Below are 25,865 nucleotides of genomic sequence, written 5' to 3'. Positions count from 1 at the left end.
CACCCCGGGGCCCGACCTCAGCCGGCTGCGAGCAGCGTCAACACCGCGCATTCGGCAACCGCACAGCTGGCGCCGCAGACATCGCCGGTCTGGCCGCCGATCCGCCGTCGGGCGAGTGCCGCCATCAGCAGCCCGGCCGCTGCGGCAACCACAATCGCCGCGAGCGCCCGGGGCAGCGGCAACGCCACCAGTGCTGCCAACCCGGCAATCCCGGCGCCAGTCGCGATGGCAGCGCGGGGCAGGCTGCCGACCCCATGGCCCAGCCCGTCCGCGCGGGCCGGCGGCAGCAGGCCCAGCACCGGCAGCATGGCCGCCCGCGACAGGGCGCCGGTGGCGAGCAGGATGGCGGTTGCGTGCGCCGGCGGCAGGGCGGCAACGGCGGTGATGCGCAGGGCGAGCGACAGCACCAAAGCGAGGGCGCCGTAGCTGCCGATCCGGCTGTCGCGCATGATCTCCAGGCGGCGCTCCGGCGTGCGGCCGCCACCGAAGCCGTCCGCGGTGTCGGCCAGTCCGTCCTCGTGCAGGCCGCCGGTCAGCAGCACCGCGGCGCTGATCGCCCACACTGCGCCGAGCAACGCCGTCAACCCGGCCATGTGCGCGAGAGCCACCACGGCCGCGGTCACCGCACCGGCGAGCAGGCCCGCCAGCGGATATGTCCAGACGGCGCGTCCCGGCCGGTAGGGTTCGCCGGCCGGCACCAGCCAGCCGACCGGAACCCGCGTCAGCAGCCCGAACCCTGCCGCCAGGTCGGCGCGAATCGTCACGCGCGCGTGCTCACCCCGGCCTCCGCGAACGAGGCCATGCCGGCATGGCAGGCGCAGGCGGCGCGCAGGATCGGCACCGCCAGCGCCGCTCCGGATGCCTCGCCCAGCCGCATGCCCAGATCGAGCAGCGGCACCTGGCCGATCGCCGCGGCAAGTGCTGCATGCCCGGCTTCGGCGGAACGGTGCGAGATGAGCCCGTGATCGAGCCCGCTCGGAGCGACCCGGACCAGCGCCGCCGCCGCCGCGGTGCAAACGAACCCGTCCAGCAGCACCGGGATGTGCTGCAAGCGCGCCGCCAGCACCGCCCCCAGGATCGCCGCCAGCTCGAACCCGCCGAGGCATCGCGCCGCCTGCAGTGGGTCGTGCAATGCCGTTGCGTGACGTGCCAGCGCACTGTCGATCGCGGCGATCTTGCGGGCTAGTCCGGCATCGTCGAGCCCGGTGCCGCGCCCGGCCCAGGTCGCACCGTCGCCCCCGAACAGGGCAGCCGCGAGGGCCGCCGCCGTGGTGGTGTTGCCGATGCCCATCTCGCCCACGCAAAGCAGGTCGAGCCCGGGGGCGACCGCCGCGAAGCCCGTGGCGACGGCGGCGATGAACCCGGCCTCCGACATCGCATCCGCCCGGGTGATGTCGTCCGTCGGCACCAGCCCGGCCATCTCGATCACCCGCAGCCCGGCGCCGGCCACGCCCGCGAGCTGGTTGATCGCGGCGCCACCGGCGGCGAAATTCGCCACCATCTGGGCGGTCACTTCCGCGGGAAACGGCGACACGCGCTGCGCCGTCACGCCATGATTGCCGGCGAACACCAGGATCTCGACGCGGTCCAGACGCGGAACCGGACGCCGCTGCCAGCGTGCCAGCCAGCAGGCCAGCTCCTCGAGCCGGCCGAGGCTGCCGGCCGGTTTGGTCAATGTCGCCTGCCGGGCCAGTGCCAGCCCGGATGCGCTGTCGTCGCCGTCCGGGAGCGCCAGGCAGAGGCGGCGCAGGCTGTCGATGTCGGTGAAGGGCGCTGTCACGGGGTCTCCGAGGTCGGTTGCACGGCGATGGCGTGGAAGAACGATCCCGACACCAGGCCGCGCCGTCCGCCGGCGGGGCCGAGGCGGTTGCCGGCGGCATCGGCGAGCTCGGCCAGGGGAGGGTCGGCGCCGGGGTCGGTTACACTGGCATAGTGGAACTCGTGACCGCGCAGCACCTGGCCGCGTCGCCCAATTGCGGTGTCGGCCAGCAGCGTCGCCTCGCGGTAGCCGAGATGCATCCGCCGTTTTGCATACGAGGTCGAGTGGCCGAGCAACCCGGTCATGGCGTGCGCGGTGCCATGAGCGTCGGTCAGCGCCTGGCCCAGCACCATGTAGCCGCCGCATTCGCCATGCACCGGGCGGGTTTCGGCAAAGCGGGTGAGGCCGTGGTGGAACCGCGACGCCGCCGCCAGTCGGCCGGCATGTAGTTCGGGATAGCCGCCCGGCAGCCAGCAGCAATCGGCAGCATCCGGTGGCGGTTCGTCGGCCAGCGGGGAGAAGGCGAGGAGCTCGGCGCCCGCACGCTGCCAGCCTTGCGCCAGATGCGGGTAGAGGAACGAGAACGCGGCATCGTCGGCGATCGCGATGCGCTGGCCGGGCGGCGGAATGGCGGGACCGAAATCGCCGGGCGCAGGCTCGATCGGAGCTGCCAGCCGGAGGATCGCGCCGAGATCGAGATCGCGTTCGGCCATCGCGGCGAGGGTGTCCAGGAACGCGGCCAGGGTGCCGTGCTCACGCGCCTGCACCAGCCCGAGATGCCGCTCCGGCAGCGCCAGCCCGGCTTCGCGCGGCATGCTGCCGAGCACCGCGATTCCGGCATCGCGCAGCGCCGACGCGGCCCCGGCATGATGACGCGGCGAGGCGACGCGGTTCAGGATCACGCCGGCAACACGCACCGCCGGATCCAGCGTTGCGAACCCATGCGCCACCGCCGCGACCGATTGCGACTGCCCCGAGATGTCCAGCACCAGCAGCACCGGCATCCGGAAGCGGGCGGCCAGGTCGGCGCCGCGGCCACGTCGTCCGGGCGGTCCATCGACGCCGTCGAACAGGCCCATCGCGGTTTCCACCACCAGCAGCTCGGACTCTGCGGCGGCGTGCGCCAGGGTCGCGTCGAGCAGCGCCGGCGGCATTGCCCAGCTATCGAGGTTGAGGCTGTCATGACCGGATGCGGCGGCATGAAACGCCGGATCGATGTAGTCTGGACCGGCCTTCGCGGCACGCACCGGGACGCCGCGCCTGACCAGGGCGGCGATCAGCCCCAGCGCCACCGTGGTCTTGCCGCTGCCCGAACGAGGTGCGGCGATCAGCAGGCCGTGCGGGATCATGCCGGCCTCCGGCCGCCGTGACAGGCGGGGGTGCGGGTCCTATAGCGAACAGCGTGAGCCAGCATGGACCTTCCGCAACGACCGCGCTGCGCCGTGGCTGGACCACCGGCAGCTGCGCTACGGCCGCTGCCAAGGCGTCCTTCGCGGCGCTGCATGATGGCGGCTTCCCCGATCCGGTGACGATCACGCTGCCGGGTGGCCGCCAGGTGGCGTTCGCTCTGGCGGAGGCAGGGCGTGACGGCGATGCGGCGCAGGCCGGCGTGGTCAAGGATGCCGGCGACGATCCCGACGTGACGCACGGTGCGCTGGTGCGGGCGCGGGTACGGCTGTTGCCGGCGGGCAGCGGCGTGCGGTTCCGGGCCGGCGAGGGCGTCGGCACGATCACCCGGCCGGGCCTGCCGCTGCCGCCGGGAGAGCCCGCGATCAATCCGGTGCCGCGGCAGATGATCCGCGCCGCACTTGCAGAGATTGCGGGCGGTCGCGAGCCGGATGCCGAGGTGACGCTGTCGGTTCCGGGCGGCGAGAAGCTGGCCGAGCGGACGCTGAACGGCAGGCTCGGCATCGTCGGCGGGCTGTCGATCCTGGGCACCACCGGCATCGTCGTGCCGTTCTCCTGTGCCGCCTGGATCGACACAATCCGGCGCGGCATCGATGTCGCCCGCGCCATGGGTCTCGACCACGTCGCAGGCAGCACCGGCAACGTGTCCGAGGTCGCGGTGCAGGCGCTGCACGATCTGCACGAGGTGGCGCTGATCGAGATGGGCGATTTCGCCGGCGGGCTGCTGAAATACCTGCGCGACCATCCGGTGCCGCGGGTGACGGTGGCCGGCGGCGTTGCGAAAATGACCAAGCTGGGACAGGGACGTCTCGATCTGCACTCCGCTCGCGGCAGCGCCGACATGGCCGCACTCGCCGCGGTGGCCCAGCAGGCGGGTGGTGATGCCGGGCTCGGCGCCGCGATCATGCAGGCCAACACCGTGGCGCAGGCGTTTGGACTTGCATCGGATGCGGGCGTCGCAATGGGAGATGCGATCGCGCGGCAGGCGTGGGGCGTAGCGGCGGAGGTCTTGCGCGGTTCGGGAACGCTGCTCGAGATCGTGCTGTTCGACCGCGAGGGACGCCTGGTCGGACGGTCTGATTTCGCCGGAGTGGACGTGGCTCACTCGCGGAACCTCCTGCGATAGTCTGCATCGTACAACGCGCTATCGCGGAACCGACCCGCCTCCAACGCCGGCCCGACCAGGACGATGGCGGTGCGTTCCGCAGGTTCGGCGGCGAGCAGTGCCGAGATGCTGGCGAGCGTGCCGCGCAGGATGCGCTCATCCGGCCACGACACCCGCACGGCGATCGCCACCGGACACTCCGGACCATAAAGCGGGGTCAGCTCGGCAACGATGCGGTCGAGTGCCTGGATCGCCAGGTGGATCACCAGCGTCGCACCGGTGGCCCCGAACGCCGCCAGCGTCTCCCCCGCCGGCATCGCCGAGGCACGCCCCGACACGCGCGTGAGCACCACGCTCTGCGCCACCTCCGGCACCGTGAGTTCCCGCTGCAGCGCGGCAGCGGCGGCGGCGAAGGCAGGCACCCCGGGGGTCAGGGTGTACGGGATGCCGAGGCGTTCCAGTCGCCGGATCTGCTCGGCGACCGCGCTGTAGATCGCAAGGTCGCCGGAATGCAGCCGCGCCACATCCTGCCCGGCATCGTGGGCGGCGCGGTACTCGTGCTCGATCTCGTCGAGGCTGAGGGGTGCGGTGTCGACCAGGCGGGCATCAGGCGGGCAATGCACCAGCATCTCGCGCGGCACGATGGAGCCTGCGAACAGGCACACCGGGCAGCGCGCCAGGATGTCGCGGCCACGCAGCGTCAGCAGGTCGGCCGCACCCGGGCCTGCGCCGATGAAATGCACGGTCATGACAGCGATTCCTCTGCAGCACTTTCGGCGATGGCGCAGGTGGCGTTGGCGGAGGCGATCCGCTTCTGCCGCAACCGGGCTCCGGGGCCGGCGGCGGCGAGCGCGCAGGCTTCCGCCACCGAGCCGACACCGGTTGCGGCTTGCGCGCGCGCCGAGCGGGTCGGGCAGAGGGGTTGTACGTGCTCCAGCGCCGCCTGGTCGATCACCTGCAGCACCAGCGACAACACCGCCGCGGCGTCCGCCGGTCCGCCGTCGCCGGCGCGGAAGTGCGGGATCGCCAGCCGGTCCGGTCGGCAGCCTGCTTCATCCGAAGCCTGCATCACCAGCCTCGCGATTTCGTCCCCGCTGCAGCCGGGCCGGACTCCGATCCCGGCGACGATCATGGCTTGCACGCCGCATACTGGGTGACCGTCATCGACGGCCGGAATCCGTGCATCCCGCCGATCAGGTCGAGCCGTTCCACCGACAGCCGGGTGAGCGTGCCGCCATGCTGCGCGTGGGCCGCGAACAGCAGCGCCTCGGTCTCGATCGTCACGGCATTCACCACCAGCCGGCCGCCGGACCCCAGCGCGTCCCAGGCTGCGTCCAGCACACCCGGCGCCGAAGCACCGCCGCCGATGAACACCGCGCCCGGAGCAGGCAGCCCGGCCAGCGCATCCGGCGCCGCGCCGCTCACCACCCGCAATCCGGTCACGCCGAGCGCCAGGGCGTTGCGCATCGCCCGGTCCGCGCGGTCCGGCCGGCGCTCGATGGCGATGGCGCGGTTGCAGGGGTGGTGCCGCATCCACTCGATCGAGATCGCGCCGGAGCCGCTGCCGATGTCCCACAGCGTCTCGCCCTGCCGCGGGGCCAGCGCCGACAGCGTGACGGCGCGGATCTCGCGCTTGGTCAATTGCCCGTCATGCTCGAACATGTCGTCGGGCAGGCCGCTGCCGAGCGGGATCACCTGGGCACCCGCGCCGGCCACCACCTCGATGGCAAGAAGGTTCAGCCTGGCGATCGCACCCAGCACCGGCTGGTCGGCGCGGAAGCTGCGGTGGCGTTCGCGCGGGCCACCCAGCGCTTCGAGCACATGCAGCGTCGAGCCGCCGAAGCCGCGCGCGCGCAACTGTGACGCCACCGCGTCCGGCGAGGTCTCGTCGGCGGACAGCACCAGCAGGCGGGCACCCGGTTGCAGGGCGGGCAGCAACGCCTCGATCGGCCGGCCGCAGATCGACAGCAGCCCGGTGTCCTGCATGCTCCAGCCGAGCCGGGCGCAGGCGAGCGAGACCGCGCTCGGCGCCGGCAGGCAGAGCATCTCGGACGTGGCCACGTGAGCGGCAATCAACGACCCGATTCCGAAGCAGAACGGATCGCCGGACGCCAGTACAACCACAGGCTGACCCCGCCGCGCCAGGATCGCCGGCAGTCCATCGGCAATCGGTGACGGCCACGCCATCGTCTCGCCTCGTATCAGGGCTTCCGCGAGCGACAAATGCCGGCGGCCGCCGACAACGAGCGTGGCCCCGCCGATCAGCATTCGGGCGGCCGGCGACAGCGGCTCGACACCATCCTCGCCGATGCCGAGTATCGCGAGCCAGGGGGTGCTTGTCAGCATGGCCGCCGGTGGGTGAGGATCGGGTGACGATGGCAGGGGCTTTGCGGGTACTGGTTCTCGGCGGGACCACCGAAGCCGGCATGCTGGCGCGGGCGCTGCGCGGCGACGACCGCTTCGACGTCACCCTGTCGCTGGCCGGCGTGACCCGCGCGCCGCGGATCGATCCCGGCGTGGCGACGCGGGTCGGCGGTTTCGGCGGCGCGGAGGGATTGGCGGAATGGCTGCGGGTGCAGCGCATCGAGGCGGTGGTGGATGCGACGCATCCGTTCGCCATGCGCATCGGGCGTAATGCCGTCCTTGCATGCGTGTCGCAGGGCGTAGCGTTGCTGCGCGTGGCGCGTCCCGCGTGGCAGCCGGTGGCTGGTGATCGCTGGACCATGTTCCCCGACATGACCGCGGCTGCGGCTGCATTGGGTACCGACCCGCGCCGCGTGCTGCTCACGATCGGCGTCAAGGATCTCGCGCCGTTCCGCGAACATCCACAGCATGACTACATCGTTCGCAGTGTCGATGCGCCGCCGTCGGATCGGCTGCCGCCGCGTTGCGCGCTCATCACCGCGCGCGGACCGTTCGCCTTGGACGACGAAATGACGCTGCTGTCCCACCATCGGGTCGAAGTGATCGTCACCAAGAACTCCGGTGGCGAGGCGACCGCAGCCAAGCTCGAGGCTGCCCGCATGCTGGGCCTCGACGTGCTTATGGTTGACCGGCCGCACGCACAGGGTGAGACATCGCCGCGCGTCGCGGATTGGCAACATGCCCTGACCTGGCTGGAGCAATGCCATCAGCGCGCCGTCACGCGGCGCTCGGTATAGACCCAGGGTGGTGCATCCGGCCGGGCGATCAGCCGCGTGCCGACGCTGCCGATCAGCACCAGGGTGCGCATGTCGGCGCAGGCCGCATCCGCCTGCGCCAGCGTCGTGATGACGATGCGCTCCTCCGGACGACTGACCGCCGTCGCGAACACGATCGTGATCGTTCCAGGCAGGATTTCGCGAAGTTCCGCCAGCGCCGCACCGAGCTGCCATGGCCGTGCCTGCGAGAGCGGGTTGTACAGCGCAATCACGAATCCGGCCCCGGCGGCGGCACGCAGGCGTTGCAGCACCAGCGGCCAAGGCTTCAGGTTGTCCGACAGCGAGAGCGCGCAGAAATCCCCGCCAAGCGGTGCGCCAAGCCGTGCCGCCACGGCCAGCAGCGCCGAGATCCCGGGCACCACCGAAACATCCAATCCGGCCCAGCCAGGTTCGCCATGCTCGATCGCCTCGAATACCGCACTCGCCATCGCGAACACCCCGGCATCCCCGGACGACACCACCGCGACATGCCGGCCGGACGCCGCCAGCGTCAGTGCATGCCGCGCCCGATCGAGCTCCTCGCGATTATCCGAGACATGCCGAACGACATGAGCCGGCGCCTCGACGCGCGCGACATACGGGCCGTACCCGACGAGATCGGTCGCACGCTCCAGCGCTGCGGTCGCCTGCGGGGTGCGCATCGCAAGATTGCCAGGCCCCAGGCCGATGATCGTGAGCGAGCTCATCGCAGTCGCTGCCGACCCTGCACCAGCACCATCGAGAAATACGGTGCGGCCCGGCCGTCCATCCCGGTCATCGGCAAGATGCACTGGCCGTCCTGGGTACCGCGCTCGACATAGACCGCGCGCTCCGCCATGCCGGCACGACGCAACGCCCGCTGGATCTTCGCAAGGTTCCGGCCGACCTTCATGATCACTGCAGCGTCGCATCCAAGCAGCCGATCGACCAGCCTGTCCTCGTCGAGGGTGCCGGGCAGCACGCACAGCATGTCGTCGCCATGCGCGATCGGCAGTCCGGCAGCCGTCCAGCAACCGCTCATGCCGGTGACACCCGGCACCGTCTCGTGCGGATAATCGGCGTGCAGCCGGTCGTACAGATACATCGAGGAGCCGTAGAAGAACGGATCACCTTCGCACAGCAGCGCCACGTCCTGTCCGCCATCGAGATGTGCCGCGATCCGGCCGGCGCATGCCTCGTAGAACACACCCATGTCGACCGGATAACGCGGATCCTCGATCGATAATTCGGTGGTGAACGGATACTCGAAGCGCAGCTCGATGGCGTCCGGATGCAGCCGCGCGCCGGCGATCGAGCGGGCATGGCCGACGCGTCCGCGCTTGGCGAAATACGCCACCACAGGCGCTTGGCCGATCAGTCGCAGCGCCTTCAGGGTCAGCAGCTCCGGATCACCGGGTCCCATGCCGATGGTGTGCAGCGTGCCGAGTGCCCGCATCATTCGACGTCGCTCGCCACCGCGTTGACCGCGGCCACCGCCATCGCACTGCCACCCTGGCGCCCCTCGACGATGGCGAACGGCAACGATCCATACGCCGCCAGGGCCTCCTTGGATTCCGCAGCACCCACGAAGCCGACCGGCATGCCGATCACCGCAGCCGGTGGCGCCGCACCGGCATCGAGCATTTCCAGAAGATGGAAGAGTGCCGTCGGCGCGTTCCCGATCGCCACGAGTGCCCCCGCCATCCGTTCGCCCCACAGCTCGAGTGCGGCTGCCGAACGGGTATTGCCGATGCTGCGGGCAAGCTCCGGGGTCGAGTGGTCGCGCAGCGTGCAGATCACGTCGTTGCGGGCTGGCAGCCTGGCGCGGGTGATGCCGTGCGCCACCATCTCGGCGTCGCACAGGATCGGCTTGCCGGCACGCAACGCAGCCCGCGCGGCGTCGGCGAAACCATGACCGAAGCGGATATGGCGCGCGATCTCGACCATCCCGCTGGCGTGGATGATGCGCACCGCGATCGGCGCCTCGGACGGGGTGAACGCAGAGAGGTCCGCCTCGGCGCGGATGATCGCGAACGACCGCGCATAGATCGATGCACCGTCGCGGATGTAGTCGAAACTCATGCCGCACGCTCCGCCGGGCGGGTTTGCTGCACCAGCTCCAGCGCCTGCACGAATGTCAGCCCGTGCCGGATCGCAGGATCGCCGGCGCGACCGTCGAGCACCAGGTCGTAGCGACCGTCGCGGCCGACCAGCGTCAGCGGCGCCGGCCCCGGGTGCGCGCAGCCCTTGGCGCAACCGGCCACATGCAGCTCCAGCCCGGGCGGCAGTCGCGCGCCGAGCCGTGCGGCATCGTGCGGAGCATCGACGCTGCCATGCACGCAGCCTGCCTTCCCGATGCACGCGACGCTGCGCAGGCGCGGGTCGGCGGGGTCGATCAACTGTCCGGCGAGGCCGTGACGCACCGCGGCGAGGGCCTCGTCGGACAGGCCGCCGAGAAGGATCGCCCGCCACGGTGTCAGCCGCAGCATGCCGTCGCCCAGGCGGTCGGCGAGCTCGGCCAGCATCAGCAACAAGGTCCTGTCCAGGCGCCCTGGCGGCACACCGATCCCGAACGCGCCGTGGCCGAGCTCACCGACCGGAACCTGGTGCCCGCCCGGCAGGGCAGGGGCGGCGGCATGCGCCAGGCCGGCGGCCTGGAACAGCATCGCGCCGCAGCCGGCTTGTCGCGAGGGACGCGTGTCCGCCGGCAGTCCAAGTGCCGCGATCGCCAGCCGGTGCGCGTGCGACGGCGCGTCCTCGGCGGTGCAGGCACCGGTCGCGCCGCCAGCCTCGACGTGCCAGCCACCGCCAGCGGAGCGGAGCGTGATGTCCGCGGGCACGCCCTCGAGCGGCAGGCTGCCGCCGCCATCGACCGCGAAGCCGAACTTGCCCGGCAGCGCGTCGAGCCTGTCGTCGGCCAGCACCAGCGCTTCCAGCGCGCGGGCAACGGCCAGGGTCGTGGCGTCGCAGGCCGGATCGTCGCCCTCCAGCGCCGACACCTGGACGTTGCGCCGCCTCTCGGCTGCCGGGTCCGCCAAGGCGAGGCCGCCATCGACCGCCTCCCGGGCAAACACCGCCGCCGAGCTTTCGGTGAAGCCGCGCAATTGCAGGTTGCCGCGGTTGGTCAGCTCGATCGCACCATTGCCGAAGCGCCCCGCAGCCTCCGCCACCTGGCGTGCCGCACCGGATGTCAGCCGCGATGCGAACGGCTTGATCCGCAGCAGCAGCCCATCACCAGATGCCATCGGCTCGAACAGGCTCGGGCACCAGCCGCGGATCATGCTCATGCGCCGACCGCCGCCGGAACGCCGATGCTGTTGCGTCGTGGCTGCCACAGGCCCCGTGCGCGTGCCTCCTCGAACCGCGCCGCCATCGCCGCGCGCGCCTCCGGATTGGCCGCGCGCAGGAACCCGTCCACCGCCGCATCGCCGAGTGTCGCGTCGAACACCAGCTCGAACTGGCGGTCGTATCGTCCGGGTATCGTGGCCGCGAACCCGTGCAGCGCGTCGAGCGCATGCGCGATCTCGGCGCCACCCTGGTAGCCGTGCCGCATCATCCCGGCGATCCAGGCCGGGTTCGCCGCACGCCCGCGCACCACCCGCGCCACCTCCTCGGCGACGCTCCGGATCCGCGGCTGGTCGGGGCGCGAGGTGTCGGCGTGATACAGCGCCGGTGTCGCTCCGAGGGCAGCGGCGGCGGCGGCGAAACCGCCCTCGTGCGCGGCGGCATCCAGCCCGTCGAGCAGGTCGGTCTCGGCATGGTCCTGGGTGTGCACCAACGCCTCTGCCGCGGTCACGGCACGGACGAACCCGTCTGCATCTGCCAGGCCATCCGACGCACCGCCATAGCCCCAGCCGGAGCCCTCCAGATAGGCGCGTCCGAGTTCGTCGCGCTGCTGCCAGTCGCCGCGCGCGAGCCGGTCCTCGACCCCGGTGCCATAGCTTCCAGGCGCCGGGCCAAAGATCCGCGATGGCGCCGGCTCGCCATGTGCCACCGCCAGCGGGTTCCAGGCCGCATCCTCCTCGCGGGCGGCCACCGCACCCACCGCCTGGTCGAACAGCGCGATCTGGGCCGGGAACGCGTCACGGAAGAAGCCGGAGATCCGCAGCGTCACATCCACCCGTGGCCGGTCCAGCACCGCCAGAGGCACGATCTCGAACCCCGACACACGACCGGATCCGATGTCCCAGGTCGGGCGCACCCCCATCAGCAGCAGCGCCAATGCGAGATCCTCGCCGCCGGTGCGCAGGCTGGTGGAGCCCCACAGATCGATCACCACGCGCCGCAGCCAGTCGCCCTCGTCCTGCCGGTGCCGGTCGAGCAACGCCGCCGCCGCCTTCTCCGCCAGCACCACGGCCGCCCGGGTCGGGATCGCCCGCGGATCGACGCTAAACAGGTTGCGGCCCGTCGGCAGCACGTCGGCACGGCCACGGGTCGGGGCGCCGGCCGGGCCGGGCTGAATGAACCGGCCATCCAGCGCGTCCAGCAGCGCCTTCGACTCGGCCGCCGGACTGGCCCCGAGTGCGGCCGCCAGCACCGCCGGATCGGCGTCGGGCAACGTGCGGCACATCCCGTCGAGCAGCGCCTGCGCATGGCGTGGCGGCTTGCCGAACACGTGCAGCCCGTCGCGGATCTGCAGCTCCTTCACGTCACAGAGGTATGCGTCCAGCCGCGCCAGGGTGTCGGCATCGTCGTCGCCGGGGTTGGCGCCGCTTTCCGCCAGCAGTCCGGTGCTGCCTGCGCGGTCGAGGATCTCGCCGCGCAGGATCTCGCCGCGCCGGCGATCGAGCCCGTCGGCGGCGGCGTAATCGTCGATCAGCCGCTCCAGCTCGAGTGCGGCGCCATGCGAGCCGGCACTGGCGATCGGCGGCGTCAGATGGCCGATCGTCACCGCACCGAGCCGACGCTTGGCCGCCGCCGCCTCGCCCGGGTTGTTGACGATGAACGGGTAGATCACCGGCAACCCCCGCAGCAACGCCACCGGCAGGCAGTCATCCGACAGTGCCGTGGCCTTGCCGGGCAGCCATTCCAGCGTGCCGTGGGTGCCGAGATGCACCATGGCATGGACGTCCAACTCGTGCCGCAGCCAGAGATGGAAGGCGAGATAGCCGTGCCGGGCGGGGGTGTCGGGGTCGTGGTAGCTGGTGCGGCGGTCGGCCAGGCTGCCGCGGTCCGGCTGCACCGCCAGGACCAGCCGGCCGAGCCTTGCGTGGCGCAATGAGAACTGCCCGTCACACACCGAGGGGTCGGCGTCGGGCGGGCCCCAGGCGGCGAGCGTGGCGTCGCGGATCGTGGCCGGCAGCGTCGCGAACAGCATGTCGTACTCGGCCAGGCTCAGGAACGGCGTGGCGGGCGCGTGGCAGAGCAGCTGGGTCAGCGCGTCGGCGTCCGGGGGCGTGTCGGTCTCGTAGCCGGCCTCGCGGAGCAGCGTCAGGATCGACGACAGGCTGGCGAAGCTGTCCAGGCCGACGGCGTGGGCGATCTGGCCGCCGATCGCCGGATAGTCAGAGAGCACGATCGCCACCCGGCGTTCGCAAGCGGGTGTTTCCGCCAGCCGCGCCCACCCCGCGGCGCGATCCGCGGCCAGCGCGATCCCGCCGGCATGCGGCTGGTTCTTCACCTGCGCGTGGTCCGCCAGATCCGAACTTTCGGCCACCTTGAACGAGATCGCCGACGCCAGCAGCCGGCCATCGAGCTCTGGCAGCACCACCTGCATCGCGAGGTCGGTCTGCGACAGCCCGCGCCGGCTCGAGTGCCAGGCCACTTCCCCGGCCACCGCCTGCACCAGCTGCAGCACCGGTGCATCGGCCGCATCCAGCGGTGATCCGGCCGTCTCGTGGCGGGCGGAGAAGAAGGTCGCGTTCAGCACCACGCGCGGCCGGGTCAAACGTAGCCGGTCGGCAACGAAAGCGGCCGCTGCGGGGTCCTTCAGCGAGGCCGCAAAGATCAGTTCCGGCGCCAGGCCCCGGGCCTCCAGCGCGTCGGCCAGCGCCTGGAACGGGGCGATGTCGCCGGCCATCAGGTGTGAGCGATAGAACAGGATCGTCGCCCGCGGCCGGCCGTCCAGTGGCGCGCTGCGGTGGATCCCGGCTGTCGGCACCGGCGCCGGGTGCATGCCGTCATCGGGACCGCGCCCGGCAAGATGGGCCAGCAGCCTGAGCGCCGCGGTGATGTTGTCCGGGCCACCCTCGGCGAGAAATCCGTCGAGGCGCGACACCATGTCCGTGGGCACGGTCGAGAGCTCGGCCAGCCGCGGGTCGTTGCGGACGTCGCCCGGCACCAGGACGAGCGGCACGCCATGCCGCCGGCAGGTCGCCGCCAACTCCTCCGCCCCGTAGCGCCAGTAATCCAGCCCGCCGAGCAGCCGCACCAGCACGCAGCGCGAGCCGGCGATGGTGTCCTCGGCATACAGGTCCACCGACATCGGGTGGCGCAGGCGCGCCAGATTGGCCAGCCGGAGCGTCGGGCGCGGGTGTGCGGCGTCGTCCGGCAGGCGCTGCCAGGCTGCGGCCAGCGTCGCCAGGTCGCTGTCGGAGAACGACAGGCAGACGATGTCCGCCGGCGCATGGGCGAGATCGTCCGCCTGGTCCTGCTCGTCCAGCGTGCGGATCTCGCGGACCAGCAGGTGCATCGGCTTCTATCCGGCGCCGTTGATCGTGGCCTCGATGGCGGCGCGGTCGAGCCCCTGCCGGCCGATCACCACGATGCTGCCCTGGCGCGGCTCGGCCTCGCCCCAGGGCCGATCGAACTGGCGCCGGAAGCGGGTACCGACGCCCTGCACGGCGAGCCGCATCGCCTTGCCGGCCACTGCGGCGAACCCCTTCATGCGCAGGATGTCGTGCGCGTGGGTGGCCGCGACCAGCCGGGCGATCAGCGCGTCGGTGCTGTCCTGCAGACCGATCGGCACCACGAAGCTCTCGAAATCATCGTGCTCGTGGGCGCCGTCCATGGCGTCGTGGTGCGACGGCCGGGCCGCCAGGTCGTCCTCGGCGCGCGAGTCCAGTCCCAGCAGCACCGCCGGATCGAGCCGGCCCTCCGACGTGCGCACGAGCTTCACGGCGCGCGGGATGCTGCCGGTGATCGCCGCCGCCACCGCATCGACCTCGCTCTCCGTCAGCAGATCGGTCTTGTTCAGCACCACGAGGTCCGCCGACATCAGCTGGTCCTCGTACACCTCGGCCAGCGGATTGTCGTGATCCAGCGACGGGTCGGCGGCGCGCTGGCGGGCCACTTCCGCGGGGTCGTCGGCAAAGCGCCCGGCATGCACCGCCGGCGCGTCCACCACGGCAATGACCCCGTCCACGGTCAGCCGGGTGCGGATCGACGGCCAGTTGAACGCCTTCAGCAGCGGCTTCGGCAAGGCCAGCCCGGAGGTCTCGATGACGATGTGCTCGGGCGGATTGGGCCGGCTGACGAGCGCTTCCATGGTCGGCAGGAAGTCGTCGGCGACGGTGCAGCACAGGCAGCCATTGGCCAGCTCGACGATGTCCTCGTCGTCGCAGCCGGTGATGCCGCAGGCCCGGAGCGTGTCGCCGTCGATCCCCAAGGCGCCGAACTCGTTGACGATCACCGCGATCCGCCGGCCGCCGGCATGCTCCAGCACGTGTCGCAGCAGGGTGGTTTTCCCGGCCCCCAGGAAACCGGTGATGATGGTCGCGGGGATCCGGCCGGGCGCGGTGGCACTCATGCCGCCTGCTCCACGCGGGAGTGATCGGGAGCCGGCGGGACGCGCCCGAGGATCATGCTGGCCAGCGACGCAGGTCGGCGGGACGGCATCACCGTGCCGGTCTTCGAGGTCGCGTAGGAGCCGGCGAAAGTAAGCAGGTCGGCGGCCATGTCCGGGGTGAGGCGGCCGAGCAGGTAGGTCCACTTGTCCGGCATTGCGATCGCGGCGGAGCAGCCGTCGTTGCAGACGGCCAGGCATTCCACCGGCAGCAGCTGCACCGGCGCGTCGCCAGCCCCTGCCTCCTCCAGCAACGCCACCAGCCGGTCATGCAGCACCTGGCCCGGCACCGGGACACCGTCCAGCTTCTCGGTGCCGGCGCGGCAGGTGACGCACACATGCAGCACGGGCTTCGATGCAACCACGGATTCAGGCACGGACAACCCCTCGACGCAGCAGCGGCTCCGGACCATCCGGACGCGCAGGGGGTACTGACCGCCCCCGGCTGCCCGGAGGTCGACATCACACGCGATATCGCTGCGCCCGGGCACCCCGCCAGACGACACGGTTTGGTCCGCGGCTTGTGGGCCGCGCGCGATGGCAGGTCTCCTGGCTCACGGATCCGGACACGTCCGATCACTCGGACATGCCCACACATCCCGTCGACCTTCCCGGCAATCGTTCCCGATCCCCAGTGGTGCTGCGCGTCACCCGGCATTGTCTTTGCCAGGTTCGGCGACGGAATGCTCACCGCCTACAGTTGCGGGGGCAGCGACGGATTGAGGCCGGAGCCCGCACCGTCTTCCCTATTCACCCTTCTCTCGAAGGGACCATCAGCCGGCAATCTAGGCGTCGCGGCGCGCTCGCGTCAAAGCCTCGTGTGCAGGCCGTTCTCGTGCGAGCCAGCTCTTCCTGCAGCGAGCGGTGGCGATGTAGCGTCCGGAGTATGGCACAGCCAGTCGATCTCGACCGCTTCATCCAGGCCCAGGATCCGGTATTCGAACGGGTGCTCGAGGAGCTTGGAGCCGGCGAGAAGCGCTCGCACTGGATGTGGTTCGTATTCCCGCAACTGGCCGGACTCGGCCACAGCCCGATGGCACAACTCTACGCGCTCGCCTCGCTCGAGGACGCCCGCGCCTATCTCGCGCATCCGGTGCTGGGTGCCCGGCTGATCCGGTGCACCGAGCTGGTCAACGCGGTGCAGGGTCGGTCGATCAACCGCATCATGGGCAGCCCCGACGACATGAAGCTGCGCTCCTCGATGACCCTTTTCACAGCCGCGCAATCCGGGGTCGACCCTGGTTCGAGCCCGTTCCAGGCTGTCCTGGACCGCTATTTCGAGGGCAGGCCGGACAGCCTGACCCTCGAGTTGCTGGCCGGATGAAGCCTCCTCCGCGTCGCCGTCCGGGAACGCTGCGCCGGGCGCTGGTCTCCGGCACCGTGGCGAGCGTCACTTCGAGCATCGCGCTCGCCGTCATGGCTCGGATCGACAAGAAGGGCATGCTGCAACCGGTCAACGCCACCAGCCACTGGCGCAACGGCGAGCAGGCTGCGTCGGTCAAGCGCGCCGACTACACGCACACGGTCGTCGGATACGCAACGCATCATGCGGCGACGATGTTCTGGGCAGTGTTGTTCGAGCGCTGGATCGGATCACGCCCTCCAGGCAGCTTCCCGGCCATGCTGCGAGACGCGGCAGCGATGTCGGCACTCGCCGCCGCGATCGATTACGGCCTGACGCCGAGGCCGCTCACGCCGGGCTGGGAGTCCGTTCTGTCAGGCCGCGCCATGGCGGTGGGCTACGGCGCCCTGGCGATCGGGTTGGCGGCCGGCGCCTGGAGCAACCAGAACCGCCACCCCTGAAGGCGTCCCGACCCACGCGATGCCGGGTCCGCCCTCGGTGGGCGCGGGCTGATCAGTCCAGGCTCACCTTCTTGTTCTCGCCACCGGCCGGCGGTGTGCCGGTCAGCTTGGCCTTCAGGTAGCCGTAGGCGTGCACCATCTTGGAGTTCGGCGCGTCCCAGTATTCCGCTTTCGTGACCTCGATCCGCAGCAGTGCCACATCCGGATCGTCCTTGCCGTTCGGGAACCAGGTGGTGAGGATCTCGGACCAGTGCGCGTCGATTGTCGCCCTGTCCTGCACCAGCGTCGCCTTGCCGGACATCGAGACGTAGTTGGCGAGCTTGGGGTCCGCGTAGGTCACGCCGACCCGGTGATCGCTGCCGACCTCATCCACCTTGTGCGAGCTGGCGCTGGTGAAGAACCACAGCGTGCCGTCGAACGAGTCCTGGCTCGCCGCCATCGGCCGGGCGCGCAGATCGTCGCCATCCTCGGTGGTCAGCATGGCGAACTTGGTCGACTTCATCATCTCCCACAGCTTGTCGATCTGATCCTGATCCATGTGTAGGCTCCCTCATATCCACTGCCGGTAAGAGGAGTCGGCGGGCCGAAAGGTTCCGACGGCGGCCATCTCCCGACCATCCGACGGCGTCCGAGGGGGCCCCTGTGCGAGGAACGATCATGGGTCTGCGCGGCAGCCTGCTTCCGTTGGCCGCGGCACTGCTGCTCGCCGCCGCCGCTCCGGCGCCACTCACGCCCGCCCAGATCGTCGCGGCCGCCCCGGAGGCCGCCTGGCAGCCGGTGGCCGCGGACGACCTCCTGGTGATGCAGCTCGGCACCGGGCAGCGGATCGTGATCCAGCTCGCACCGGATTTCGCGCCGGCCCATGTGGCCAACATCCGCGCCCTGGCCCGGGCGAAATGGTGGGACGGGGCTGCCATCGTGCGGGTCCAGGACAACTACGTGGTGCAGTGGGCCAGGATGCCGGAAGGCCAGCCCTTGCCGCCCGGGGTGGCAGCACATCCGCCTGCCGAATATGACCGCGACGCGAGCGGGATGGCGATGCGGCCGCTCTCGCTCCAGGGGGCCGATGCGGACGCCTACGCACCTAAAGTGGGGTTCGTGCAGGGCTGGCCAACGGCGGGTGACGGCTCGCGGATCTGGCTGGCGCACTGCTACGGCATGGTCGGCGTCGGCCGCGACATGCCGCCCGACACCGGCGACGGCAGCGAGCTGTATGCGGTGAACGGCCAGGCGCCGCGCCAGCTCGACCGCAATATCGCCCTCGTCGGACGCGTCGTCGACGGCATGCCGGTGCTCGGCGCATTGCCACGCGGGACGGCCGATCTCGGATTCTACGCCGAGGCCGGCCAGCGGATCCCGATCCGCAGCATCCGGGTCGCCAGCGACATGGCACAGGCAGACCGTCCGGTGATCGAAACGATGCGCACCGACACACCAAGCTTCGACAGCTATCTCGATGCGCGCGCCAACCGCCGCGACCGGTTCTTTGTCAGGCCCGCTGGCGGCGTCGACCTGTGCAACGCGCCGGTCCCGACGCGAACCGTCCGCTGAACGAGGCCCTTGCGTTAACGATGTCTTCGCTTGTCGGCCCGTATGCTCTACCGAGATTGATCCCGGAGATGAGCAGTGTCGGTCGTGAGCAGACTCCAAAACTTGCGTATCCGCACCAAGATCTTCGTGTCGTTCGGCATCGTCCTGGCATTGCTGGCGGGGTTGGGCGCCACGGCCCTGCAGCGCCTGTCGTCGGTCGACACGACGATCACTGATGTCGCCCACAATGCCATGCCGAGCGTCTTCGCGCTGTCCGACATGCGCGCCGGCTTTGCCAGCTATCGCGGCGGCACCGCGCGCTTCCTGCTGGACGCGGACGACAAGAGCGCGAACTCGGCAGATGTTGAGGGCCTCAGGGATCTCAACGCGGCGTATCGCGCGAGTGAAGCGCTCTATGCGCCGATGGTCGACCCTGGCGAGGAAACCGCTCTCTACGACGCGGTCAAGGCATCGGCCGACGGGTATTTCCAGCAGGCCGGCCAGCTCCAGGACATGGTCGCCGCCGGCAAGCTCGTCGAGGCAAAGGCGCTTTTCGTTTCGATGAGACCGGTCGCGACGAAGGCTGATACGGCATTGCGCGCCATCCTGACCTTCAATACCGACGAGGCTGGCGGCGCGGCCGCCAAGGCGAGCACGATCTGCGCCACCGGGCGGCTCTACGTGGCGGGCTTCATCGTCTTCGCGATCGTGACCGCGCTGCTCGCCAGCCTGTTTCTCATCAGACAGATCGCCAATCCGATCGGACACATGACGCAGGCCATGCGTCAGCTTGTCGAGCGCAACATGACGGTCGAGATCCCGGCACGCGGCCGCACCGACGAGGTTGGCGAGATGGCAGACTGCGTCCAGGCCTTCAAGGACAACATGATCGTTGCTGATCGCCTGTCCGCCGAGAAGGAAATCGACGGCGCCGCGCGCCAGAAGCGGGCCGACACGCTCGAGATGCTCGTCGGCCAGTTCGAGACCCAGGTCAGCGGCAGCGTCTCGATCCTCACCTCCGCGTCGGCCGGCATGGAAGCCACCGCGCGGTCGATGGCCAGCAGCACCTCGCAGACCGACAGCCAGGCGACGGCGGTGGCGCGCGCGGCAGAGGAGTCTGCCCTTGGCGTACAGACCGTTGCGGCCGCGTCGGAGCAGCTCGCCTCCTCCATCTTCGAGATCAACCGTCAGGTCGCAACATCGGCCGCACTGACCGGCAAGGTCGTAAGCAGCGTGCGCCGAACAGACGACACCGTCCGCGCACTCGCCGAAAGCACCGGCCGGATCGGGCAGGTCGTCGAACTGATCAACAGCATCGCCAGCCAGACCAACCTGCTCGCCCTCAACGCGACCATCGAGGCGGCACGTGCCGGCGACGCGGGCAAGGGCTTCGCCGTGGTTGCCAGCGAGGTGAAGAATCTCGCCCAGCAGACCTCCAAGGCGACCACCGAGATCGGCGGCCAGATCGCCCAGGTGCAGGCGGCCACCGACAGCGCCGTCGAGGCGATCAAGGCGATCGCGGTCATGATCGAGGAGGTCGGCGTCATCACCACCTCGATCGCCGCCGCGGTCGAGGAGCAGGGCGCCGCCACCGCCGAGATCGCCCGCAACGTGCAACAGACGGCCATCAGCACACGCACGGTCACGACCAACATCGCCGGTGTCAGCCAGGCGGTGAACGATGCCGGTGGCTCTGCGTCCAAGGTGGTGAGCGCCGCGGGCGACCTCTTTCGTCAGGCCGAGACGCTGTCGGGCGAGGTCAACAGCTTCATCGCGAAGGTGCGCGTCGCCTGAGACCGGTCATTGGCCGCGGCCGGCGCCTGTGCGACGTTTGGCCGCATGAACACGCTGACGCTTGTCCTGGGAGGTGCACGTTCGGGCAAGAGCCGCTACGCCGAGGCTCTCCTGACCCGCCTTCCGGCGCCCTGGCACTATCTCGCGACCGGACAGGCCTGGGACGAGGAAATGCGAACCCGGGTGTTTGAGCACAGGTCGCGCCGTGGCGAGGGCTGGCACACCGTGGAGGTGCCGGTGGCGCTCGGGCAGGCGCTCGACGAAGCCGGCGAGCATCCGGTGCTGGTCGATTGCCTGACGTTGTGGCTCAGCAACCTGCTTCTGGGCGAGCATGACCTGGAGCAGGCGAGCGCCGATCTGATGGCGGCGCTGCAGCGACGCCGCGCCCCGACGGTGCTGGTCGCCAGCGAGGTCGGCCTAGGCATCATCCCCGACAACGCGCTCGCGCGCCGCTTCCGGGACGCGGCCGGCCTGCTGCACCAGCGGATCGCCGAGCTGGCCGATAGCGTCGTGCTGGTGGTGGCCGGACTGCCGATGCCGGTGAAGGGATGAGCGAACCGTCGGAGGATGCCGACCGCCACCGGATCAAGATGGAGCACCGCAAGGCGGTGCAGGACGAGGAAGTCGCGTCCAAATCCATCGAGAAGGGGCTGCTGATCGTCCATACCGGCCCGGGCAAAGGCAAATCGACGGCGGCGTTCGGGCTGCTGCTGCGCATGGTCGGGCGTGGCCGCAAGACCGCGGTCGTGCAGTTCATCAAGGGTGCCTGGAGCACCGGCGAGCGCTCGGTGCTCGAGGGCTACGGGCCGCTGGTCGAGTGGCACACGATGGGCGAGGGCTTCACCTGGGAGACCCAGGACCGCGCCCGCGACGTCGCCGCCTGTGCCCGCGCCTGGAGCGTGACGCGCGACCTGCTGGCGCGCGACGACATCGCCCTCGTCGTGCTGGACGAGCTCAACATCGCGCTGCGCTACGAGTATCTCGACCTGGCCGAGGTGATCGGGGCCCTGCAGTCCCGGCCGCCGATGCAGCACGTCGTGGTCACCGGCCGCAACGCCAAGCCGGCGCTGGTCGAGGCGGCCGACCTGGTGACCGAGATGACGCTGGTGAAGCATCATTTCGCCGCCGGCGTGAGAGCCCAGGAGGGCATCGAGTTCTGACCCCGGATGCGAGACCGCCCGGACGGGCGCTGATGTTCCAGGGCACCGGATCCTCGGTCGGCAAGTCGGTCCTGGTGGCGGGCCTGTGCCGGGCGCTCACCCGACGCGGGCTGGTGGTGCGGCCCTTCAAGCCGCAGAACATGTCGAACAACGCGGCCGTCACCGAAGATGGCGGCGAGATCGGCCGGGCGCAGGCGTTGCAGGCGCGCGCGTGCGGCGTGGCGTCCTCGGTGCACATGAACCCGGTGCTGCTGAAGCCGCAGAGCGAGATCGGCGCCCAACTTGTGGTGCAGGGAAGGGTGGTCGGCACCGCGCGCGCCCGCGACTATCAGGCGCTGAAGCCCGGTCTGATGCCGCATGTCCTCGACAGCTTCGGCCGCCTGCGCGCGGAGGCCGACATCGTGCTGGTGGAAGGTGCAGGGTCAGCTTCGGAAATCAACCTGCGCCGCAACGACATCGCCAACATGGGGTTCGCTGCCGCCACCGACACGCCGGTGGTGCTGATCGGCGACATCGACCGCGGCGGCGTCATTGCCAGCCTGGTCGGCACGCAGGTGGTGCTGGACGCGAACGATGCCGCCCGCATCAGAGGTTTCATCGTCAACCGTATGCGCGGCGACCTCTCGCTGTTCGCCGACGGCATGGCCATGATCGCCGAGCGCACCGGCTGGGCGCCGATCGGACTGGTGCCGTTCCTGGATGATGTCCGCCGGCTGCCCGCCGAGGATGCGGCCGATCTGCGCGACCTGGCCCGCATGTCCCGCACGCCCGGCAGCCGCACCCGGATCGTTGTGCCGCTGCTGCCGATGATCAGCAACTTCGACGATCTCGACCCGCTGCTCGCCGAACCGGGCGTCGAGTGCGTGCTGCTGCAGCCGGGCGACGCGATGCCCTCCGGCTGCGACCTGGTGCTGCTGCCCGGATCGAAATCCACCATCGCGGATCTCGCAAGCCTCCGCCGCCAGGGCTGGGACATCGACCTGCAGGCGCATCGGCGGCGCGGCGGCCAGGTGATCGGGCTGTGCGGCGGCTACCAGATGCTCGGACGCCGGATCAGCGACCCGGATGGCGTCGAAGGACCCCCCGGATCGGTCGACGGGCTCGGCCTGCTCGAGGTCGAGACGGTGCTGGCTGGCGCAAAGACGCTGTCACGCGCGGACGGCACGTTGCTGCCTGAAAGCGTGCCGGTCAGCGGCTACGAGATGCATATCGGCACGACCGCAGGCGCCGATCGCAGCCGCCCGTTCCTGCGCCGCGCCGATGGCAGCGGCGAGGGCGCCGTATCCCCCGACGGCCGCGTGTCGGGCACCTACCTGCACGGCCTGTTCGGCGCCGACGCGGCCCGCGGGGCGCTGCTGCGCCGGCTCGGACTGGAGGCGGTGCCGCGCGATCACGATGCCGGGGTGGAGGACGCCCTCGACACCCTGGCCCGCCATCTGGAAATCCATCTCGACATCGACGCCCTGCTCGCCATCGCAGGGTCGGCGTGACGCTGCCCGCGGCTTGAACCGGCTGCCCAGGATGCGCAGCTTGAGGCGGTTCGATTTGTGCGAGGAGGGAAACCACATGAAGGCAGTCTGGAACGGCGAGACCATTGCCGAGAGCGACGACATCGTCACCGTCGAGGGGAATGCCTATTTTCCGGCATCCTCGGTGCGGCCGGGTGTGCTGACGCCCAGCTCCCATACGAGCGTCTGCCCCTGGAAGGGCACCGCGCACTACCAGTCCCTGAACGTGGGCGGGTCGGTCAACGAGAACGCGGTCTGGTTCTATCCGGAGCCGAAATCCGCAGCCGCCAACATCAAGGACCGCGTCGCCTTCTGGAAGGGCGTGAAGGTCGCCTGAAGCGAGGTCGCCTGAAGCGAGGTCGCCTGGAGCGGGGGGCGCCTGTCGGCGGGCGCCCCCGCGGTGGTCAGCCGGAGGTCAGCGGTAGTAGCCCGGGCCGCCGCGATAGGGCCCGCCGTGATAGCCGCCATGGCAAAAGCGCAGGCCGAACGGGCCGCAGCCGCAGCCGGCCAGGGTGGTCGCCGAAAGCAGCAGGGCGAGCACCGGGAAGAAACGTCGACGCCGTGTCATGATGTGGTCTCCAAGCCAGAACCGAGTGTCCTGCGGGTGAGGAAGCGCCGCGATTGTGGTCGCTGCGTGATCGGCGTGTATCTCCCTGAAACAATCCCGTCGGCGCTGTCGGCGCACACGCGTCAACCGCAGAGCATCGCCGCCAGGGCCAGCAGCGCGACCCCCTGGATGGTGCAGGCGCGGCGATACAGTCGCAGCGCGCGCCGCAGGTCGGACGGTGACGCGTCCGCTCGGCCGTCGCCCATCCAGGCATCCTCGACGATGCATCCGCCATAGCTGCGCGGCCCGGCCAGCCGGAGCCCGAGTGCCCCGGCCATCGCCGCCTCGGGCCAGCCGGCGTTCGGCGAGCGATGGCGGCCCGCATCGCGCAGCACCGTGGTCAGGGCCGCGCGGGGTGAGGCGGCTTGCGTCACCACGGCGGCAAGCACGAGCCAGCCGGCGGACAGCCGCGATGCAGGCAGGTTCACCAGGTCGTCGAGCCTGGCCGACGCCCATCCGAACGCCGCATGGCGCGGGCTCAGGTGCCCGATCATGCTGTCCGCGGTGTTGACAGCCTTGTAGAACACCATCCCGGGCAGCCCGAGCACCGCGCACCAGAGCAGCGGCGCCACCACCCCGTCGGAGAAGTTCTCGGCCAGGCTTTCGATCGCCGCCCGAACGATCGCCGGCGCGTCCAGGCTCTGCGGATCCCGGCCAACGATGCGCGAAACCGCCTGGCGGCCGGCATCGATCCCGCCCTGCTCTAGGGCGTGCAGCACATCGCGGACGTGGGTGAACAGCGACCGTTGCGCCGAAAGGCTGCCCGCCACCACGCCGAGAAGCACCAGCCCGACCGCGTGCGGCAGCATGGCGAGGCAGGCGCGCTGCAGCACCCAGGCCAGCAGCGTCGGCAGCCCGGCCAGCAGCACCAGTGCCAGCACGCCGTTGAGCCGCCGCCGCCGGTCGGGCAAGCTGGGGCGTCCGGTGTCGGGGTTGAGCTGACGGTCGAGCCGGCCGATCAGCGCACCGATCCAGGTGACCGGGTGCCCGACCATCCTGAACAGTCGGTCCGGATAACCGACCGCCGCGTCCGCCAGCAGCGCCACGCACGCCACCACGAGGGTCCCGCCGATGCCCACCCGCTACAGCGCCGGACGCGCGGTTCGCGCCGACCCCCCGCTTGCCCACGCCCCGCTTGCCCACGACAAGCCTGCCCACGCCCAGCCTGCCCACGCCCAGCTTGGCGACACCCAAGCTGGAGGCGGCCGGCTCGAGGCACCGCCACCAGCGGACGCGCCCGTGCATGGCGGCCGGCTGCAGGCTGCCCGCATGATGTTTCCCGCAGCACCCGAGCCGTTCATCGACCTCTCGACCGGGATCAACCCGCACTCCTATCCGCTAGAACCATTCAGCGCCGCTGCCCTGACCCGTCTGCCCGAGCCCGAGGCCGAGGCGGCGCTGCTCGCTCTCGCAGCCCATGCCTACGGGGCAGGTCCTACCATGCCGACCGGCAGCGCGCCGCCGCAACCGCCCGGCCAGGCCGCGGATCCGGCCCTCGCCGGCGTGGTCGCCGCCCCCGGCAGCCAGATCCTGATCTCGCTGCTGCCCAGCGTGCTGGGCTGCAGGCGTGCGGTGCTGCTGTCACCGACCTACTCCGAGCACGCGGCGAGCTGGCACGCATCTGGCGCGGGCATCCGCCATGTCCATGACCCGGACGCACTGCTGGCCGAGGCCGGTGCCGGCATCGCGCTGGTGCTGTGCAACCCCAACAACCCCGACGGACGCCGGGTGCCGCACGACCTGCTCGCGCGTCTGGCCCGGCGCTGCGGTGAAACCGGCGGCATGCTGGTGGTCGACGAGGCGTTCGCCGACCTGGAACCCGGGCACATGCCGGCCGCCTCGCTGCTGCCCTGCGAGGGCTTGGTCGTGCTGCGGTCGTTCGGCAAGACCCATGGTCTGGCCGGGCTGCGGCTCGGCTTCATGCTCTCGAACCCCGTCACCGCTCGCCGGATGCGCACCCTGCTCGGACCGTGGGCGGTCAGCGGCCCGGCGATCGAGGCCGGCCTGCAGGCACTGGGCGACCCGGCCTGGCGGACCCGCACCGGGGCGATCCTGGCGATTTCGACCTGCCGCCTCGACGGGATGCTGGTCGCTGCCGGGCTGACCGTGCCCGGCGGCACGCGCCTGTTCCGGCTGGCCGATGCGCCCGATGCGCGAAGGATTTTCGAGCAGCTGGGGCGGGCCGGCATCCTCGTGCGCCGGTTCGACCACCAGCCGGGCTGGCTCCGCTTCGGGCTGCCGGGCGACGAGGCGGCATGGCTGCGGCTGCAGCAGGCGCTGGCCGCGCTCGCCTGAGCGCGCCGCCATCCGC

General features: G+C 70.8%; 27 protein-coding genes and 1 riboswitch. Of the genes, 11 read left to right on the top strand and 16 right to left on the bottom strand.

What is annotated here, in order from left to right:
* Nucleotides 1-17 precede the first annotated feature (17 nt).
* From cobS to ACOEQ2_RS03610, 3 genes are read right to left on the bottom strand one after another with little or no spacing between them, the layout of a single operon-like run.
* Nucleotides 18-764: an adenosylcobinamide-GDP ribazoletransferase gene (gene cobS / locus ACOEQ2_RS03620; RefSeq protein WP_419730021.1), complete on the bottom strand. Its 747-nt coding sequence runs from the start codon at nucleotides 762-764 to the stop codon at nucleotides 18-20.
* The gene (cobT, locus tag ACOEQ2_RS03615) at nucleotides 761-1,780 is read right to left on the bottom strand and encodes a nicotinate-nucleotide--dimethylbenzimidazole phosphoribosyltransferase (protein WP_419730020.1); all 1,020 of its coding nucleotides are present in this window, start codon (nucleotides 1,778-1,780) and stop codon (nucleotides 761-763) included. The genes cobS and cobT overlap by 4 nt, the downstream gene beginning before the upstream one ends.
* Nucleotides 1,777-3,108 carry a cobyrinate a,c-diamide synthase gene (locus ACOEQ2_RS03610; protein ID WP_419730019.1) on the bottom strand — a complete coding sequence of 444 codons (1,332 nt, stop codon included), beginning with the start codon at nucleotides 3,106-3,108 and terminating at the stop codon, nucleotides 1,777-1,779. The genes cobT and ACOEQ2_RS03610 overlap by 4 nt, the downstream gene beginning before the upstream one ends.
* 53 nt (nucleotides 3,109-3,161) lie before the next feature.
* On the opposite strand from ACOEQ2_RS03610, the gene ACOEQ2_RS03605 reads away from it, so the two are divergent.
* Nucleotides 3,162-4,292 carry a cobalt-precorrin-5B (C(1))-methyltransferase gene (locus ACOEQ2_RS03605; protein ID WP_419730018.1) on the top strand — a complete coding sequence of 377 codons (1,131 nt, stop codon included), beginning with the start codon at nucleotides 3,162-3,164 and terminating at the stop codon, nucleotides 4,290-4,292.
* On the opposite strand, the gene cobM is transcribed toward ACOEQ2_RS03605, so the two are convergent.
* The 3 genes from cobM to cbiE are packed head-to-tail and all read right to left on the bottom strand — an operon-like array spanning nucleotide 4,268 to nucleotide 6,617.
* Complete coding sequence (gene cobM, locus ACOEQ2_RS03600) at nucleotides 4,268-5,020, bottom strand: precorrin-4 C(11)-methyltransferase (RefSeq protein WP_419730017.1); 753 nt, start codon at nucleotides 5,018-5,020, stop codon at nucleotides 4,268-4,270. The genes ACOEQ2_RS03605 and cobM overlap by 25 nt on opposite strands.
* Nucleotides 5,017-5,340 (bottom strand): cobalamin biosynthesis protein, encoded by a 324-nt coding sequence (locus ACOEQ2_RS03595; RefSeq protein ID WP_419730016.1) that lies wholly within the window; start codon nucleotides 5,338-5,340, stop codon nucleotides 5,017-5,019. Before ACOEQ2_RS03595 ends, cobM begins: the two co-directional genes overlap by 4 nt.
* Before the next feature lie 59 nt (nucleotides 5,341-5,399).
* Nucleotides 5,400-6,617 (bottom strand): precorrin-6y C5,15-methyltransferase (decarboxylating) subunit CbiE, encoded by a 1,218-nt coding sequence (cbiE, locus tag ACOEQ2_RS03590; protein WP_419730015.1) that lies wholly within the window; start codon nucleotides 6,615-6,617, stop codon nucleotides 5,400-5,402.
* Between the two features lie 41 nt (nucleotides 6,618-6,658).
* On the opposite strand from cbiE, the gene ACOEQ2_RS03585 reads away from it, so the two are divergent.
* Nucleotides 6,659-7,432, top strand: a complete 774-nt coding sequence (locus ACOEQ2_RS03585; protein ID WP_419731129.1) for a cobalt-precorrin-6A reductase — start codon at nucleotides 6,659-6,661, stop codon at nucleotides 7,430-7,432.
* Here the strand turns inward: ACOEQ2_RS03585 and cobJ are convergent.
* Genes cobJ through ACOEQ2_RS03550 form a run of 7 tightly spaced genes read right to left on the bottom strand, consistent with a single transcriptional unit; the run spans nucleotide 7,402 to nucleotide 15,529 of the window.
* Nucleotides 7,402-8,157 (bottom strand): precorrin-3B C(17)-methyltransferase, encoded by a 756-nt coding sequence (cobJ, locus tag ACOEQ2_RS03580; RefSeq protein WP_419730014.1) that lies wholly within the window; start codon nucleotides 8,155-8,157, stop codon nucleotides 7,402-7,404. The genes ACOEQ2_RS03585 and cobJ overlap by 31 nt on opposite strands.
* Entirely contained in the window at nucleotides 8,154-8,888 is a 735-nt protein-coding gene (locus ACOEQ2_RS03575) for a precorrin-2 C(20)-methyltransferase (protein ID WP_419730013.1), read from the bottom strand. Before ACOEQ2_RS03575 ends, cobJ begins: the two co-directional genes overlap by 4 nt.
* The gene (locus ACOEQ2_RS03570) at nucleotides 8,885-9,511 is read right to left on the bottom strand and encodes a precorrin-8X methylmutase (RefSeq protein WP_419730012.1); all 627 of its coding nucleotides are present in this window, start codon (nucleotides 9,509-9,511) and stop codon (nucleotides 8,885-8,887) included. The genes ACOEQ2_RS03575 and ACOEQ2_RS03570 overlap by 4 nt, the downstream gene beginning before the upstream one ends.
* A complete protein-coding gene (gene cobG / locus ACOEQ2_RS03565; protein ID WP_419730011.1) occupies nucleotides 9,508-10,716 on the bottom strand; it encodes a precorrin-3B synthase in 1,209 nt (402 codons plus the stop codon). Before cobG ends, ACOEQ2_RS03570 begins: the two co-directional genes overlap by 4 nt.
* Entirely contained in the window at nucleotides 10,713-14,060 is a 3,348-nt protein-coding gene (gene cobN / locus ACOEQ2_RS03560) for a cobaltochelatase subunit CobN (RefSeq protein ID WP_419730010.1), read from the bottom strand. Before cobN ends, cobG begins: the two co-directional genes overlap by 4 nt.
* Nucleotides 14,061-14,066: 6 nt before the next feature.
* Nucleotides 14,067-15,116, bottom strand: a complete 1,050-nt coding sequence (gene cobW / locus ACOEQ2_RS03555; protein WP_419730009.1) for a cobalamin biosynthesis protein CobW — start codon at nucleotides 15,114-15,116, stop codon at nucleotides 14,067-14,069.
* Nucleotides 15,113-15,529, bottom strand: a complete 417-nt coding sequence (locus ACOEQ2_RS03550; RefSeq protein ID WP_419730008.1) for a DUF1636 family protein — start codon at nucleotides 15,527-15,529, stop codon at nucleotides 15,113-15,115. Before ACOEQ2_RS03550 ends, cobW begins: the two co-directional genes overlap by 4 nt.
* Nucleotides 15,530-15,673: 144 nt before the next feature.
* Nucleotides 15,674-15,942: riboswitch (cobalamin riboswitch) on the bottom strand.
* A gap of 96 nt (nucleotides 15,943-16,038) precedes the next feature.
* Between ACOEQ2_RS03550 and ACOEQ2_RS03545 the strand changes: the two genes are divergently transcribed.
* Both ACOEQ2_RS03545 and ACOEQ2_RS03540 read left to right on the top strand, forming a co-directional pair.
* Nucleotides 16,039-16,476, top strand: coding sequence for a DUF1810 domain-containing protein (locus ACOEQ2_RS03545; RefSeq protein ID WP_419730007.1), 438 nt, complete (start codon nucleotides 16,039-16,041; stop codon nucleotides 16,474-16,476).
* Nucleotides 16,473-16,955: a hypothetical protein gene (locus ACOEQ2_RS03540; RefSeq protein WP_419730006.1), complete on the top strand. Its 483-nt coding sequence runs from the start codon at nucleotides 16,473-16,475 to the stop codon at nucleotides 16,953-16,955. Before ACOEQ2_RS03545 ends, ACOEQ2_RS03540 begins: the two co-directional genes overlap by 4 nt.
* Nucleotides 16,956-17,007: 52 nt before the next feature.
* Here the strand turns inward: ACOEQ2_RS03540 and ACOEQ2_RS03535 are convergent, their stop codons facing one another.
* Nucleotides 17,008-17,493: a pyridoxamine 5'-phosphate oxidase family protein gene (locus tag ACOEQ2_RS03535; RefSeq protein ID WP_419730005.1), complete on the bottom strand. Its 486-nt coding sequence runs from the start codon at nucleotides 17,491-17,493 to the stop codon at nucleotides 17,008-17,010.
* 119 nt (nucleotides 17,494-17,612) lie between these two features.
* Here ACOEQ2_RS03535 and ACOEQ2_RS03530 point away from each other — a divergent pair, with 119 nt between their 5' ends.
* From ACOEQ2_RS03530 to ACOEQ2_RS03505, 6 genes are all read left to right on the top strand, one after another.
* The gene (locus ACOEQ2_RS03530) at nucleotides 17,613-18,506 is read left to right on the top strand and encodes a peptidylprolyl isomerase (RefSeq protein WP_419730004.1); all 894 of its coding nucleotides are present in this window, start codon (nucleotides 17,613-17,615) and stop codon (nucleotides 18,504-18,506) included.
* An 84-nt stretch (nucleotides 18,507-18,590) separates the two neighbouring features.
* Complete coding sequence (locus ACOEQ2_RS03525) at nucleotides 18,591-20,279, top strand: methyl-accepting chemotaxis protein (RefSeq protein ID WP_419730003.1); 1,689 nt, start codon at nucleotides 18,591-18,593, stop codon at nucleotides 20,277-20,279.
* A gap of 45 nt (nucleotides 20,280-20,324) precedes the next feature.
* On the top strand, nucleotides 20,325-20,831 hold the full coding sequence (gene cobU / locus ACOEQ2_RS03520) for a bifunctional adenosylcobinamide kinase/adenosylcobinamide-phosphate guanylyltransferase (RefSeq protein WP_419730002.1): 507 nt from the start codon (nucleotides 20,325-20,327) through the stop codon (nucleotides 20,829-20,831).
* Nucleotides 20,828-21,439 carry a cob(I)yrinic acid a,c-diamide adenosyltransferase gene (gene cobO / locus ACOEQ2_RS03515; protein WP_419730001.1) on the top strand — a complete coding sequence of 204 codons (612 nt, stop codon included), beginning with the start codon at nucleotides 20,828-20,830 and terminating at the stop codon, nucleotides 21,437-21,439. Before cobU ends, cobO begins: the two co-directional genes overlap by 4 nt.
* Before the next feature lie 32 nt (nucleotides 21,440-21,471).
* Nucleotides 21,472-22,929: a cobyric acid synthase gene (locus tag ACOEQ2_RS03510; protein WP_419730000.1), complete on the top strand. Its 1,458-nt coding sequence runs from the start codon at nucleotides 21,472-21,474 to the stop codon at nucleotides 22,927-22,929.
* A 76-nt stretch (nucleotides 22,930-23,005) separates the two neighbouring features.
* On the top strand, nucleotides 23,006-23,284 hold the full coding sequence (locus ACOEQ2_RS03505) for a DUF427 domain-containing protein (RefSeq protein ID WP_419729999.1): 279 nt from the start codon (nucleotides 23,006-23,008) through the stop codon (nucleotides 23,282-23,284).
* A gap of 78 nt (nucleotides 23,285-23,362) precedes the next feature.
* Here the strand turns inward: ACOEQ2_RS03505 and ACOEQ2_RS03500 are convergent, their stop codons facing one another.
* Together ACOEQ2_RS03500 and cbiB are read right to left on the bottom strand one after the other, a co-directional pair.
* On the bottom strand, nucleotides 23,363-23,515 hold the full coding sequence (locus tag ACOEQ2_RS03500) for a hypothetical protein (protein WP_419729998.1): 153 nt from the start codon (nucleotides 23,513-23,515) through the stop codon (nucleotides 23,363-23,365).
* Nucleotides 23,516-23,637: 122 nt separating this feature from the next.
* Nucleotides 23,638-24,633, bottom strand: coding sequence for an adenosylcobinamide-phosphate synthase CbiB (gene cbiB, locus ACOEQ2_RS03495; RefSeq protein ID WP_419729997.1), 996 nt, complete (start codon nucleotides 24,631-24,633; stop codon nucleotides 23,638-23,640).
* On the opposite strand from cbiB, the gene ACOEQ2_RS03490 reads away from it, so the two are divergent.
* Complete coding sequence (locus tag ACOEQ2_RS03490) at nucleotides 24,626-25,849, top strand: threonine-phosphate decarboxylase (RefSeq protein WP_419729996.1); 1,224 nt, start codon at nucleotides 24,626-24,628, stop codon at nucleotides 25,847-25,849. The genes cbiB and ACOEQ2_RS03490 overlap by 8 nt on opposite strands.
* Nucleotides 25,850-25,865 lie beyond the last annotated feature (16 nt).

Source organism: Lichenicola sp. (assembly GCF_965198575.1).
Lineage (GTDB): Bacteria > Pseudomonadota > Alphaproteobacteria > Acetobacterales > Acetobacteraceae > Lichenicola.
This window is presented reverse-complemented; position numbering and strand designations above follow the sequence as displayed.

Coding starts and splice junctions, on each gene's coding strand:
- ACOEQ2_RS03610 (WP_419730019.1), bottom strand. CDS start 3,108: ATGATCCCGCACGGCCTGCTGATCGCCGCACCTCGTTCGGGCAGCGGC.
- cobO (WP_419730001.1), top strand. CDS start 20,828: ATGAGCGAACCGTCGGAGGATGCCGACCGCCACCGGATCAAGATGGAG.
- ACOEQ2_RS03540 (WP_419730006.1), top strand. CDS start 16,473: ATGAAGCCTCCTCCGCGTCGCCGTCCGGGAACGCTGCGCCGGGCGCTG.
- ACOEQ2_RS03510 (WP_419730000.1), top strand. CDS start 21,472: ATGTTCCAGGGCACCGGATCCTCGGTCGGCAAGTCGGTCCTGGTGGCG.
- cobG (WP_419730011.1), bottom strand. CDS start 10,716: ATGAGCATGATCCGCGGCTGGTGCCCGAGCCTGTTCGAGCCGATGGCA.
- ACOEQ2_RS03530 (WP_419730004.1), top strand. CDS start 17,613: ATGGGTCTGCGCGGCAGCCTGCTTCCGTTGGCCGCGGCACTGCTGCTC.
- cobM (WP_419730017.1), bottom strand. CDS start 5,020: ATGACCGTGCATTTCATCGGCGCAGGCCCGGGTGCGGCCGACCTGCTG.
- cobJ (WP_419730014.1), bottom strand. CDS start 8,157: ATGAGCTCGCTCACGATCATCGGCCTGGGGCCTGGCAATCTTGCGATG.
- ACOEQ2_RS03575 (WP_419730013.1), bottom strand. CDS start 8,888: ATGATGCGGGCACTCGGCACGCTGCACACCATCGGCATGGGACCCGGT.
- ACOEQ2_RS03595 (WP_419730016.1), bottom strand. CDS start 5,340: ATGCAGGCTTCGGATGAAGCAGGCTGCCGACCGGACCGGCTGGCGATC.
- ACOEQ2_RS03570 (WP_419730012.1), bottom strand. CDS start 9,511: ATGAGTTTCGACTACATCCGCGACGGTGCATCGATCTATGCGCGGTCG.
- cobW (WP_419730009.1), bottom strand. CDS start 15,116: ATGAGTGCCACCGCGCCCGGCCGGATCCCCGCGACCATCATCACCGGT.
- ACOEQ2_RS03505 (WP_419729999.1), top strand. CDS start 23,006: ATGAAGGCAGTCTGGAACGGCGAGACCATTGCCGAGAGCGACGACATC.
- ACOEQ2_RS03545 (WP_419730007.1), top strand. CDS start 16,039: ATGGCACAGCCAGTCGATCTCGACCGCTTCATCCAGGCCCAGGATCCG.
- cobN (WP_419730010.1), bottom strand. CDS start 14,060: ATGCACCTGCTGGTCCGCGAGATCCGCACGCTGGACGAGCAGGACCAG.
- ACOEQ2_RS03535 (WP_419730005.1), bottom strand. CDS start 17,493: ATGGATCAGGATCAGATCGACAAGCTGTGGGAGATGATGAAGTCGACC.
- cbiE (WP_419730015.1), bottom strand. CDS start 6,617: ATGCTGACAAGCACCCCCTGGCTCGCGATACTCGGCATCGGCGAGGAT.
- ACOEQ2_RS03500 (WP_419729998.1), bottom strand. CDS start 23,515: ATGACACGGCGTCGACGTTTCTTCCCGGTGCTCGCCCTGCTGCTTTCG.
- ACOEQ2_RS03490 (WP_419729996.1), top strand. CDS start 24,626: ATGCCCACCCGCTACAGCGCCGGACGCGCGGTTCGCGCCGACCCCCCG.
- cobU (WP_419730002.1), top strand. CDS start 20,325: ATGAACACGCTGACGCTTGTCCTGGGAGGTGCACGTTCGGGCAAGAGC.